The sequence below is a fragment of the Gordonia sp. Z-3 genome, assembly GCF_036233855.1.
Taxonomy (GTDB): Bacteria; Actinomycetota; Actinomycetes; order Mycobacteriales; family Mycobacteriaceae; genus Gordonia; species Gordonia tangerina.
On sequence record NZ_JAZARS010000001.1, the window covers coordinates 405,426 to 418,466 of the forward strand.

The following is a 13,041-nucleotide window of genomic DNA, read 5'->3' on the forward strand; positions in this document are numbered from 1 at the left end:
CCCACATTCTCAGATGTATGTGAATAATCGCTGCGGACATTACCACCGGCGCGGTCAGGGGGTCGGGACCACGCGGGGCGACGTCGTCGAGTCCATCGGTGTATCACCGTCCGTGTCAGGTGTGGCCGACGCGGACCCGGCGCGTGATTCGGGTATACCGAGAAGTTCTGCAGGCGCTCGATCTGACGCCTCGATTTCCGTCAAACCCGTTGGAGTGACTGCGAATCCATTGTCCGAGCGGGATTCGACGCAGAACATGCCCGCGGTCTCGACGAGACAGGAAAATCTCGAAATCGAAATCGTGTGACCGTAGTCGACGATTGTGCTCCGGTAGAGAACCGGATTGCGGTCGGAACAGGCTGCCAGGTCTGTTCCTTGTGGAGTCAGAGCGATCAGATTGTTCTCGCCGTCGCACCCGTCAGGAGTGACCGCTGCGGCCGAGTTCGGGATTTCTGTGTTCAGTCGGCACGCCAACGTCGCGGTGTCCGCGGCTATCGTCGAGCAGTTCACACTGCGGTCCGGGGGTGAGAAGTGAAAGCCGGAAGTGTCCTCGAGTGCGGAATCCGGTGTTTGGGACCCTTGGTGATACTTGGCATTGTCCACGCGGGGCGCAAGGGCTATCAGTCGACCGATCGTCCAATCGGGCAGCGGCGGGCCGGCGGTGTCCTCGACAAGAGGCGTGGCACTTGTGGTCGCGATGCTGGTTTCCGATTGGGTCGACAACACGTCGGTCGGTGGCAAGACGATCTCCGACGGACCGGTGTCGGCAGAGATTTCGCATCCGGTGGCCGATGCAAGCATGAATGCGCCGAGAACGAGGGTGCCGGGCAGCTGTAGCGAGCTGCGGCGCAGGTGTCCGTACCCTTGCATTGTGTCGACCCCCAAGATCGTGTTGTTCTACCAATTCACCCCGCTGGCCGACCCGGAGGCGATTCGTCTCTGGCAGCAGGCGCTGTGTGAGCAACACGGCCTGCGCGGCAGGATCATCGTGTCACCTCACGGCATCAACGGCACCGTCGGTGGCGACATCAGGCAGGTCAAACGCTACGTGAGGGCCACCCGCTCCTATCCGGCCTTCGCTGCCGCGGACATGAAATGGTCCGACGGCACCGGCGAGGACTTTCCCCGTCTGAGCGTCCGGGTTCGGCCGGAGATCGTCACCTTCGGTGTGCCCGAGGAGGTCAGGGTGACCGCCGAGGACGGGGTCGTCGACGGTGGGGCGCGCTTGTCCCCGCGCGACGTCCACGACCTGGTGGCCGCACGTGGCGAGGACGTCGTGTTCTTCGACGGTCGAAATCGCATCGAGGCCGAGATCGGACGCTTTTCCGGCGCGGTGGTCACTGACGCCCAGACGACCCGCGACTTCGTCCCCTTGCTCGACAGCGGGCGGTTCGATCACCTCAAGGACCGTCCCGTCGTCACCTACTGCACCGGTGGCGTGCGCTGTGAGGTGCTCAGCGGATTGATGCGGGCGCGTGGGTTTCGCGAGGTCTATCAGCTCGACGGCGGCATCGTGCGCTACGGCGAGGAGTTCGGTGACGACGGCCTCTGGGAGGGTTCCCTCTACGTCTTCGACAGCCGGATGACCGTCGACTTCTCCGAGCACGCCGCCATCGTCGGTACCTGCGCGCGATGTGCGTCGCCGACCAACGAGGTGGCGAACTATCCCGACATACTGGGGCGAGAGCTCGCGGTCCTGTGTGCCGATTGCCGACAGGAGATGGGCACCGTTGAGGTGGAGCGATCGGCCCCGTGACCCGCTCGACGGTGCCTGTGATCGTGGTCGCGGGCTTTCTCGGTTCGGGTAAGACCACGCTGCTCAATCACCTGCTGCGCAACTCCGGCGGCGCTCGCATCGGGGTACTGGTCAACGATTTCGGGTCGATCAACGTCGACGCGATGTTGATCGCGGGTCAGGCCGACAGCACTGTGAGTCTGTCGAACGGGTGTATGTGCTGTGCCGTCGATGCCGACGGTGTGCAGGATGCGTTGGCGCGGCTGCTACGGCCGCGGGCAGCCATCGATGCGATCGTGATCGAGGCCAGTGGCATTGCAGAACCCCGCACGCTGGTTCGGATGGTGACCGAACTCGACGACCCGCGACTGCGTTATGGCGGACTGGTGTATCTCGTCGATGCCGCCTCCGGGAGTTCGCTCCGCACCCGGCATCCGGAGATCGACCGGCACGTGGAGATCGCCGATCTGGTGGTGGTCAACAAGTCCGACCTGGTCGGTGACGACGAACTCACCCGGATCCGGGCCGACATACGGGCTGTCAACGACACCGCACCGCTGGTGGTGACCACCGAGGGCGGGATCGACCCGACCGCGTTGTTCGACGTGCTCCCGCGAGACGTCGAGGACGACCGGGTGCGCAGTCGGCAACTGACCCTCGACGAACTGCTCGACGAGTGTGCACACGAGCCACGTGCCCATGACGACGCTGGCCGGCACGGACACCTTCACGACGCGTTCACCTCGGTGGAGTTCACTTCCGAGGCGCCGTTGCAGCCGCGTCGGCTCGCCGAATTCCTGGAACGACCACCGGCCGGCTGCTACCGGATCAAAGGGGTGGTGTCGTTCGACGTTCCCGGTCACCGACAGCGGTTCGTCGTGCACGCGGTGGGCGGATTCGTCCGCGTGCAGCGCGAGACCTGGGGTGGTCGGCCGAGGGTGTCGACCCTGGTCGCCATCGGTACCGACATGGACGCCGACCTGGTCGATCGTCGTCTGCAAGCACTCGTCGACGACGGGCAACCCGACCCCAACGGCATCCTCAGTGTCACCCGGCACCTGGTCACAGCTCACTAACGGTTTGCGGTCAGCCCAGGTCGCGGATTTCCCATCTGGACGACAGACTGTTTCACTTGTTACAACTGTGACTGATGTGGCCAGTGTTGCGTCTTGGAAGGAGTGTGGCGGCGGTTCCCGGTCTCGGCCGGCCGACGCCCGATGTAGCGATGACCCAGCAACGCATGACATACCCCGAGATCACGTCCCGCCCGACCGCCGTCCGGCGGGCCACACCGCGTCGTCGGCGTCGACTCGTCGTCGCCGCGATGTCGGCGCTGGCACTGACCGCCGGCGCCGTGTCGGCGACGACCCCAGTGGCTTCGGCAGCACCTGCTCCCGCGCCGACCGGCAACGCGCTGGCCGGCAAAACGGTCTTCCTCGATCCGGGGCACCAGGGCAGCGCTGCCGGACACGACCTGAACGCGCAGGTGCCCGACGGCAGGGGCGGTAAGAAGGACTGCCAGACCAGCGGCGCCACCGGGGTGAACGGCGCCCGGGAGCACACCGTCAACTGGGATATCGGGCAGCTCGTCAAGGCGGGTCTGGAGAGCCAGGGGGCGCGGGTCGTGCTGAGCCGGCCCGACGACACCGGGTGGGGCGGCTGTATCGACGAGCGTGCTGATGCCGCGAGTCGGTCGGGTGCGGCCGTCGCGGTCAGTCTCCACGCCGACTCGACCACCGCCGGCGCGGACGCCTCGAAAAAAGGCTTCCACATGATCGTGCCGTCACTGCCGGTGCCGGACGCCACCGTCAACCGGGTTCAGGGCGGTGAAGGGCGCAAGGCGTCGGAAACCATGCGTGACGCCTTCGTCAAGGCAGGTTTCCCGGCCGCGAACTACGCCGGGGTCGACAACGGCCTGCAGACGCGGTCGGACATTGCGGCGGTCAACCTGACCAAGGTGCCCGCGGTCTTCGTCGAGATGGGCAATCTGTCCAATCCCCAAGAGGCTGCGGCGCTGTCGGGCAAGGACGGCCAGCTCAAGTACGCGATGGCCATCACCGACGGCATCCTCAACTATGTGCGCGGCGCCGCCACCACACCGGCCGATCCGCCGGCGGCGACCGGTGCTGCGCCCGGGGCCACGGCCTCGCCGACCAGCACCACCCCGGAGCCGACCGACGGCGAGCAGGGACTGGAGATCGTCATCCCGTTCGTGCAGCAGTTGCTCGCCACCGAGGACCCCGCCGAGGTGGTGCAGTTGCTGCTCGGCGAGGGACAGGACGTCTCCGCGCAGGTCCTCAAGGCGATGCTGACGATCGTCTACGGCCTCTTCGACGGCGATCTGCCGGTCGGCTGACGCCCCGCACCCAGATCCTCGCAGGTCCCACCCGCGACGGCGCACCGCAACTATGGTGGGGCCATGGGGATCAAGGACCTGCTCGTGATGAAGACGCCGGTACCCACGCTCGGCGGCCGGACGGTCCTGATCACCGGTGCCGCCAGCGGGATCGGGCGCGCCACCGCCGAAGCGGCCGCCCGCGACGGTGCACAGCTGGTGCTGACCGACCTGCACGCCGATGCGCTCGACGACGTGGTCAAGCGCATCAACACCTCCGGTGGCGAGGTCGTCTATCACCAGGCCGGTGACATCTCCGATCATCAGTGGGTGTCGACATTCGCTCGTCAGGTCGACGCGGAGGTCGGCGTGATGGACGTCGTGATGAACATCGCCGGCGTCTCCGCGTGGGGCACGGTCGACAACCTCGAACACCGACACTGGCGCACGATGGTCGACGTCAACCTGATGGGTCCCATTCACGTCATCGAGAGCTTTGTGCCACAGATGATCCGGCGAGGTGCCGGTGGGCACCTGGTCAACGTGTCGTCGGCGGCGGGGCTGTTGGCCTTCCCGTGGCATGCGGCGTACAGCGCCAGCAAGTTCGGGGTGCGGGGCATGTCGGAGGTCCTGCGTTTCGACCTGCGACGCCACGGCATCGGCGTGTCACTGGTCTGCCCGGGCGGTGTCGACACACCGTTGGTGGACACCGTGGACATCGTGGGCGTCGACCGCACCGATCCTCGTGTCAAAGCTGCGGTGGCGAATTTCCACAAGGTCGCGGTGAGTCCGGAAAAGGCCGCCCAGGCGATCCTGGCCGGTGTGCGGCGCAACCGTTTCCTCGTCTACACCTCGTTCGATGTCCGCTTCGGCTACTGGTGGGCACGCAAGTTCGCGTTGCCCTACGAGATCGTCATGCGTGTGGCCAACGACCGCTTCGACCGTCTGGCCCGGATCAGCTCGCCTGAGTCGAGCTCCCGTACCAGCGCCCCCGACGGCTCCGACGCGACACCGTAGATGCCGACGACACACCGCAAGCAACGTACCGACGTCGATCGCGACTTCTTCCGCGCGGAGGCGGCCGGTCTGCGATGGTTACGCGAGGGCGGCGGTCCGGTCGTCGACGTCCTCGATGTGGGCGACGACTTCATCGCGTTGGCCCACCTCGACTCCTCCCCACCGACCGTGCACGCCGCCCGAGAATTCGGCGCCGCGCTGGCCGGCATGCATGACGCGGGGGCACCCCGGTTCGGCACGCCGCCCGCCGGGCATACCGGCAAGCAGTACATCGGTGAGCGCCGACTGAGTTCGCACACCCATGATCGGTGGGGGGAGTTCTACGCCGCGGAACGAGTGCTGCCGTACCTGGCGCCGGCCATCGATGCCGGCAATCTGCGATCCGACGATGCCGCAGCCACGCGGCACGCCTGCGAGTTGATCGCCGCCGGTGCCTTCGACGACACGGATCCGCCGGCCCGTATCCATGGCGATCTGTGGAACGGGAATGTCATCTGGACTTCGTCGGGTGTGGTGCTGATCGATCCGGCTGCGCACGGCGGCCACCGCGAAACCGATCTGGCGATGCTGGCGCTCTTCGGTTGTCCGCATCTCGACGTCGTCATCACCGGCTATCACGACACACATGCATTGCGGCCGGGATGGGAGCAGCGCGTGCCACTTCATCAACTGCACCCGCTGGCCGTGCACGCGGCCGGTCACGGTCCCTCCTACGGCAGCGCGTTGGGCCGCGCCGCCCGCACGTGTGTCGCGCTTGCCCAGCGGGCCCGCTAAGTTCTGCTGCGTGACGACAGACCCCTTCGATCGTTCGACCCTGCTGGTGGCCGCCACGCGCGCCGAGGCGCACCACCTACCGGCCGACGCCCGCGTGCTCGTAACCGGAATCGGCAAGGTGCGCGCGGCGACCACGCTGACCCGGGCGCTGGTGGAGGCCGAGCGCGACGGCCGACAACCGATTCGGCAACTGATCAGTATCGGCACGGCAGGTGCGCTGCGCGCCCAACACACCGGCATCTTCTTCCCATCGGTCGTGATCGAACACGACATATCCGCAACGGAGTTGCGCGCGATGGGCTACCCGCTGGTCGACCGGTGGGAGCTGCCCGACGGGGACGGCACGGTGCTGGCCTCGGGCGACACATTCGTGGCCGATCCGGTGCGCCGCGACGTCCTCGCCCGCCACGCCGACCTCGTGGACATGGAGGGTGCTGCGGTGGCACATGTCGCCGCCGATTTCGGCATCCCATGCCGCATGGTCAAGATCGTCAGCGATGCCGCCGACGAGTCGGCGATGGACTGGCCATCGGTGGTCGACGCGGCGGCGCGCCGGCTCGGCGAGTGGTGTGCGGGGGCTGCTGCGATCGGCTGAACGCCGACCCGGCGATCAGCCGCGGTTGCGGGCGCGCGTGGACCGATATTGCGCGGTCGGGGCTCGTCCGGTGGCCGATTCGTACCGTGGATACTCGTCCGCGGCCGGGCGGACGCGTCCGCGCGCGGCGACCTCGCCTGCCGTCGCGGTGGTTGCGGGCGCGGGTGCGGCCACCGGCGCGATCACCTCGTCGACCGCGTCGATCTGCTCGCCCGCGCCGGCCCTGAAGACCGCGCCGGCGGTCGAACGCCGTCCGTTCGGGACGGCGCCGTTGCGTGTGTGGCCGTTGCGTGTGGGGCCGGTAGCGCTGACCCGGCTCTGTTCGGTGCGCGCGGTGGCGTCGGGTCGGCTGACGCTGTCACGGGTGGGGTCGTCCGGACGCAAGCTGGGCTTTGCCGATCGCGACGCCTTGGCAGCCGCTGAACGTTGCGACCGGTCGGCGCCTTCCGGCGGAGTGCCTGGTCGAGACGCACGAGATTGCGCCGCACGCGATTGCGTGGTGTTCGACGTGCCGGGGGCCGGTCGGCTCGACTCGGGTGCCCCCGACTCGCGTGCCCCCGACTTCGATGCTGCCGACTTCGATGCTGCCGACTTCGATGTTCCGGACTGCGACCTGGCTGTGTCCTTCGCTGCCCTCGCGCTGCTCCGCCTCTGACCGGCGGTCCGGGTGGATGACCTCTTCGCGCCGTTGGCAGCAGCGGGCCGCGCCGGGCCGCTGGGTCGTTTCTTGTCGCCTGCGGCTCGATCTCGGGTGAGGTACCAGCGGGCCACCACCAGACCCAACGTGACGAGGAAGGTCAGCGCCATCCACGGGAAGTCGTTCGCGATCGGCAGCAGCACCTGGAAGATCAGGCTCTTGAGGCCCGACGACGCCTGTTCGGCGTTCAACCCGTAGAGGGTGATGACCCCGACGAGGAATGCGATCAACGGAGGCTGCGCCGCGGCGGTGAACAGGGCCCGGCGCCGGACGGCCAGTGCGGCACTCACACATCCGACCAGGTAGCAGAACTTGAACACGGCACCGAGCCCGTCGGTATTGCTCGCGTCGATCGCTGCTCCGATGCCGGCAATGACCGTGGCCACCAACACGGCGCCCCACCAGGGAACTCCGCGGACCGTGGGCAGCACGGACTGCTGATCCAGCGGCACCGCTGAACGCTGTTGGGCAGAAGACACATCTAGACGGTACCGGGTCGACCGCAGAAATCCGTTAACCGCCGGGTGATGTTGCCCATTGGTCGTCGTTGGGGGAGTCTGCGCTGGTCCGCACGCCTCCAGCGCTGCGAATCGTGATGTCGATGGGCGTCGGTCCGGTGTGTTCGGCCTCACCCTGCAGAGCGTCGAGTTCGGCCAATTTGCGGGCTGTGACCCCTACTCGTGCGTCCACCGCGCCGACGGTGGAGTTGAACGATTCCACCGCACGACGCAGCGAGCCACCCAGCCGGTCGAGGTGGCCGAGCACCCCGCCGAGTCGATGGTGCAGTTCGGTCCCGAGTTGGTGGATGGTCGCCGCGTCGCGGGCCATCGCGTCGTGGCGCCAACCGAGGGCGACGGTGCGCAGAAGCGCGACGAGGGTGGCAGGAGTGGTCAGCACCACGTTCTTGGTGAAGCCGAATTCGATCAGGTCCCCCTCGGCCCGGACCGCGGCCTCCAGGACCGGGTCGCTCGGCACGAACAGCACCACCATCTCCGGCGTGTTGTCGAAGGCCGACCAGTAGGCCTTGGACGCCAGCTGGGTGATGTGGTTGCGCAACGCGCGGCCGTGTTCGGTGTGCAGCCGCGCGATCTCGTCCGGATCGTCGGTGTCGACAGCACGGAGATATGCGTGCAGCGGTACTTTCGCGTCCACCACGATGGTGCGCCCTCCGGCGAGGTGGACCACCATATCCGGCCGGACCGAGCCTGCGGTGCCGTCGGCACCCACCTGCGTGGCGAAGTCGCAATGCCGGGACATGCCTGCGAGCTCCACCACACGTTCGAGCTGGACCTCACCCCACCGCCCTCGGATCTGCGGCGTGTGCAGGGCATTCGTCAACGCCCGGGTCTGGTCGGTGAGTTGTGCCGACGCTGCATGCATACCGCGCACCTGTTCGCTGAGACCTGCGTAGGCGTTGATCCGGTGATGCTCGGTTCGGCGCAGTTCCTCGGACATTTGTGCCAGCAGACCGCGCAGTGGGTCGATGATGTGAGCCACCTGCCCGCCGATGGCCGAGGACTGACGTCGGGCGGCGTCCTCGGAGGCCGAAGACAGCGCGCGCGCCGTCAGATCCTGCGCGGACCGCACGGAATCGAGTTCGGCGCGGGCGGCGGCGAGTGCGGCGGTGGAACGTGACGCACTCGCCAACCATCCGATCACCAGCCCGACCATCAGTCCGGCGATGACGCCGGCCACCACAGAGATGTTCATGGCCGCCATCGTGGCCGACGGGTACGACAAACCGCTCAGGCCGTCGCGTATCCCTCGCGCGTGAGCAACGACCGCTTGACGGGGAGCCCGTACCGGAACCCGCCGAGCGAGCCGTCGCTGCGCAGCACCCGGTGACACGGGACGAACAATGCGGCGGCGTTGCGCGAACAGGCGGCCGCCGCGCCGCGTATCGCGGTGGGGGTGCCGGCGAGTTCGGCCAGTTGTGCATAACTGACCGGTTTGCCGGGGGCGACCGTCCGCAGCACGGGCCAGGCCCGACCCAGAAACGGCCCCGATCGCTGGTGGACCTCGATGGCATCGAGTCGCGTCGGCTCACCGGCGTAATAGGCGTCGACGGCGTCGGTGACGGTTCCGAGGGACTCGGTGTGCAGTACAGCGACGGGGCGGATCGATCGATGGACGAGGTCGATCAGGTAATCCGCATCCTCGGTCCAGCCCGATGCCAGGACACGGTCGGCGTCGTCGGCGATCACCGTGAAGGTGCCATCGGGGGTCGAGACCGAGGCCCGGCGTGCCGTCGTCGTCGCGGAGTGGGTGGGGGAGATGGTTGCGGTCATGGTGCTCCTTCGAGAGTGCCGACCGGTTGGCCCGGCCGAGCGGGTATCGATCGCGTCATCCGCGATCTCGGTGAGGGGGCCGCATGGAATCCTTCGGCAACATCGACGTGTCCGCTGTCTGGTCACCCAGTATCGGCTCAGACACCGACAATCGGGATCGCCACAGATGCATCGACGCATACGAACGCCACGGCGACCATGCGGTGTGGCCGTGCTGGAGGTCCAGGTCGAGGTCGGCGGCGGCGCGTCGCACCACGAGATCGTGGTCGAGCATGATGTCGGGGTTCCCGGTCACGCGCATCGTCACGTAGTCGGCGGTCCACGGGCCGATTCCGGGCAGCGTCAACAGCTCCGCGCGGAGGTCGGCGGCACCGCGGCCCGGGTGCAGATCGATCCGGTTGTCGGCGAGCACGGCTGCAGTCGACACAATCGCGTCGATGCGGCGACGTGGGCCGGCCAGGACTGTGTGACCGTGCTCGGCGATCGCCGCCGGCGTGGGGAACAACCTGCGGGCGTCACCTGGTCCCGGAGGAGCGGGCGTGCGAGCGTCATCTGGTCGCTGAGGAGTGAGCGTGCGGGCGTCGTCTGGTCCTGGAGGAGCGAGCTTGCGAGCGTCACGAAGGTCCACCCCCGTAAGCGAGTCGTCTCGCAATGTCCACGGCGCGGGGCGGCCGAGCTCGTCGACCAACCGATCCACATGACGGCGCGCCGCCGCCACACTGATCTGTTGCCCGATCATCGTGCGTATCAGAGTTTCGGCGGAGTCCATGGTTCCCGGGACGCGCAGCCCCGGAGCAGTACGTACCAGGCGGGCCAGGTCGGGATCGGCGCCGAGTGCCTCGTCGGTACTGAGCGGGTCGGCATCGAGGTCGAGCAGTCGTCGAACCCGGTTGACTGCGACGCCCAGGTCCCGCATGTCGAGATGCTCGATGCGCACGTTGACATGTGCGGGGGCGGGTTCGATGGTGGCCAGAGCGGGGCCGTGTGGAAGGTCGACTGCGCGACTGTGCCGCCACTCGTACGGGTCACTGCCGGTCCACATGGTCTCGAGACCGGCGACCAGGTGGGCACCGAGAAACCAACGTAACCACGGCAGGTGCAGTGGGGGTCGATATGCAAGCCGGAGCGACACCTCGCCGATGGCGCACGGGCGGCCGGCGGCCGCGGGCGCGCCCAGTGACCGCATGCGCGACGGAGTGAGACCGAAAACGTCGCGGATGGTGTCGTTGAACTGCCGCACACTGCGGAAGCCGGACGCGAACGCGATGTCGGCCATCGACATTGCGGTGCGCTGGATCAGCACGCGCGCGGTGCCCGCACGGTGGGCGCGGGCCAGCGCGAGCGGGCCGGCGCCGAGCTCGGCCGTGAGCACTCGGGTGAGGTGACGGGATGTGTAGCCCAGACGGGCGGCCAGTTCCTCTACGCCGCCGCGTTCGAGGGCGCCGTCGGCGATGAGCCGCATGGCCCGCGCGGAGAGGTCGGCGTGGGTGTTCCATCGCGGTGAGCCGGGCACGGCATCGGGTGCGCAGCGGCGACACGCGCGATATCCCTGCTGTTGAGCGGCTGCTGCGGTCAACACGAAGTGCACGTTCTGTCGGTGCGGGGTCCGGGCGGGACACGACGGCCGGCAGTAGATCCCGGTTGTGTGCACGGCGATGAAGAACTGGCCGTCGAACCGGCTGTCGCGTGCGGAGACCGCGCGATAGCAGCTGTCGAAATCGAGAGCGCCGGCACAGTCGATCGTGGTGGTCACGCATCCACTCTGACACGGTCGGCGGTGCGATCCTGGCGGGAATCAGACATGGCGATCTGGTTCATCGTAATAACCAGAAAATAGTGACGCAGATAACAAATGCTGGCACGATATGGCTCATGACCGCTCTGTTCGGTGGCCGTCAACGACGACGTGACCACGAACCCGCCTTGGCTGAACTACCTGCGTGGGGGCTCGAGATCATGATGGCTCTTTACGGGCCCGAGACCATCCAACGCGAATGTGCACGGGAGGAGGTATCACACGAGCGGGTGCGCCCTCAACGGGCACGACGTGATCAGTCCCGGGTAAGCATGCCGGAGCGGCGTGAAGCGGCGATCGATGGACACTGTGACGACGACCCGGCCCGTTCCGACTCTGCCCGCCCGGACGGTGCGCTCCCACCGCCGTCGCCGCTCATCGTGGAACTCGAGGCGATGAACGAACTCGTCAAGTACCTCGAGCGCAAACTGAAGCGACACTGATCCACGCCCGGAGGGTGCACGGGAACGCGGCGCGGTGCGACTCTTGGTCATCGGTTCATGTCGTGTGCCCGGCAAGTGTGTGACCATTTGGGCGTGACAGATGAATCGGGTGCGCCCGATCCCGACGCAACGCACTCCGCCACCTCGACGCTACCGGCGCAGTCGCATCCCACCCGGGTCCAGGTCGTGTTGGCAGGACTGCGCTCCACGTCGATCGTGAGCCTGCAGTTCGTGTTGGTCGTCGCGGCGTTCTGGGTACTGCTCTGGGTGATCGGCAAGCTCTGGGTGATCCTGCTGCCGGTGCTCTTCGCGATCATCGTCTCCACGGTGCTGTGGCCGCCGGCGCGTTGGATGCGCAATCGCGGTGTCCCGGGAGTGGTTGCCGCGCTGGTGATGATGTTGCTCGGACTCGGGGTGCTGGCCGGCGTGATCAGTCTGATCGTGCCGTCGATCGTGGATCAGGCGCCCGAATTCGCATCTCGCGCCACCGGCGGTGTGCGGCAGCTGCAGGACTGGGTTCAGGGTCCACCGTTCAACGTCCAGGACGAGCAGCTCAACAACATCGTCGACACGGTGGTCCAGCGACTGCAATCGAGCGCGTCCACGATCGCTGCCGGTGTGTTCAGCGGCGTCGGGACCGCGACGTCTATTCTCGTCACCCTGTTCACCACGTTGATCCTGGTGTTCTTCTTCCTCAAAGACGGTCCGAAGTTCCTACCCTGGCTCGACCGGACCGTCGGCAGGCCCTCGGGCGCACACATCGGCGAGGTGCTCCTACGGATGTGGAACACCCTGGGTGGCTTCATCCGCACGCAGGCGATCGTCAGTTTCGTCGACGCGGCGCTGATCGGTGCCGGGCTGTTCATCCTCGGTGTACCGCTCGCCGCGGTGCTGATGGTGATCACGTTCCTCGGCGGCTTCATCCCGATCGTCGGTGCGTTCGTGGCCGGCGCGCTGGCGGTGTTGATCGCGCTGGTGTCCAACGGATTGACCACCGCGCTCATCGTGCTCGGCATCATCCTGGCGGTGCAGCAGCTCGAGGGGAATGTGCTGCAGCCGTGGCTGCAGTCGAAGTCGATGGATCTGCATGCGGTGATCGTGCTGCTGTCGGTGACCCTGGGCGGCACCCTCTTCGGTATCACTGGCGCGTTTCTCGCGGTGCCCGCCGCCGCGGCACTGGCCGTGGTGCTGCGCTATCTCAACGAGCAGATTGCCGAACGTGCCGGCGAGGCCCTGCCGCCGCACAGCACGCCGGTCACCGCGCACGTCGGCGTCCCCGACGACGAACCCGCCGATGACGCGCCCATCGACGATCCGGGCACCTCCACCGAGAAGTAGCGCCGACAGAACCCGCAATCCCGC

Annotated in this window: 12 protein-coding genes; 8 read left to right on the plus strand and 4 right to left on the minus strand. The window is 67.3% G+C overall.

The window, feature by feature from the left end; genetic code table 11:
• Positions 1-871 precede the first annotated feature (871 nt).
• The 6 genes from trhO to VX037_RS01835 all read left to right on the plus strand — a co-directional run bounded on the left by trhO (position 872) and on the right by VX037_RS01835 (position 6,456).
• A complete protein-coding gene (trhO, locus tag VX037_RS01810; protein WP_328713013.1) occupies positions 872-1,756 on the plus strand; it encodes an oxygen-dependent tRNA uridine(34) hydroxylase TrhO in 885 nt (294 codons plus the stop codon).
• The gene (locus VX037_RS01815; RefSeq protein ID WP_328713015.1) at positions 1,753-2,811 is read left to right on the plus strand and encodes a CobW family GTP-binding protein; all 1,059 of its coding nucleotides are present in this window, start codon (positions 1,753-1,755) and stop codon (positions 2,809-2,811) included. Before trhO ends, VX037_RS01815 begins: the two co-directional genes overlap by 4 nt.
• Before the next feature lie 164 nt (positions 2,812-2,975).
• Positions 2,976-4,091 (plus strand): N-acetylmuramoyl-L-alanine amidase family protein, encoded by a 1,116-nt coding sequence (locus tag VX037_RS01820; protein ID WP_372475115.1) that lies wholly within the window; start codon positions 2,976-2,978, stop codon positions 4,089-4,091.
• Positions 4,092-4,154: 63 nt separating this feature from the next.
• Positions 4,155-5,087 (plus strand): SDR family oxidoreductase, encoded by a 933-nt coding sequence (locus VX037_RS01825; protein WP_235724540.1) that lies wholly within the window; start codon positions 4,155-4,157, stop codon positions 5,085-5,087.
• Positions 5,088-5,861 (plus strand): fructosamine kinase family protein, encoded by a 774-nt coding sequence (locus VX037_RS01830; RefSeq protein WP_328713017.1) that lies wholly within the window; start codon positions 5,088-5,090, stop codon positions 5,859-5,861.
• 10 nt (positions 5,862-5,871) lie between these two features.
• On the plus strand, positions 5,872-6,456 hold the full coding sequence (locus tag VX037_RS01835; protein WP_235724538.1) for a nucleosidase: 585 nt from the start codon (positions 5,872-5,874) through the stop codon (positions 6,454-6,456).
• Positions 6,457-6,471: 15 nt separating this feature from the next.
• Here the strand turns inward: VX037_RS01835 and VX037_RS01840 are convergent, their stop codons facing one another.
• From VX037_RS01840 to VX037_RS01855, 4 genes are read right to left on the minus strand one after another with little or no spacing between them, the layout of a single operon-like run.
• Entirely contained in the window at positions 6,472-7,632 is a 1,161-nt protein-coding gene (locus VX037_RS01840) for a DUF6542 domain-containing protein (protein WP_328713020.1), read from the minus strand.
• Between the two features lie 34 nt (positions 7,633-7,666).
• A complete protein-coding gene (locus VX037_RS01845) occupies positions 7,667-8,872 on the minus strand; it encodes a DNA recombination protein RmuC (RefSeq protein ID WP_235724536.1) in 1,206 nt (401 codons plus the stop codon).
• Between the two features lie 26 nt (positions 8,873-8,898).
• Positions 8,899-9,441: a methylated-DNA--[protein]-cysteine S-methyltransferase gene (locus tag VX037_RS01850; protein WP_287014949.1), complete on the minus strand. Its 543-nt coding sequence runs from the start codon at positions 9,439-9,441 to the stop codon at positions 8,899-8,901.
• 55 nt (positions 9,442-9,496) lie between these two features.
• Positions 9,497-11,194, minus strand: a complete 1,698-nt coding sequence (locus VX037_RS01855) for an Ada metal-binding domain-containing protein (RefSeq protein WP_287014948.1) — start codon at positions 11,192-11,194, stop codon at positions 9,497-9,499.
• A gap of 119 nt (positions 11,195-11,313) precedes the next feature.
• On the opposite strand from VX037_RS01855, the gene VX037_RS01860 reads away from it, so the two are divergent.
• Complete coding sequence (locus VX037_RS01860; RefSeq protein ID WP_287014947.1) at positions 11,314-11,679, plus strand: hypothetical protein; 366 nt, start codon at positions 11,314-11,316, stop codon at positions 11,677-11,679.
• A gap of 57 nt (positions 11,680-11,736) precedes the next feature.
• Positions 11,737-13,017 (plus strand): AI-2E family transporter, encoded by a 1,281-nt coding sequence (locus VX037_RS01865; protein WP_328713022.1) that lies wholly within the window; start codon positions 11,737-11,739, stop codon positions 13,015-13,017.
• Positions 13,018-13,041 lie beyond the last annotated feature (24 nt).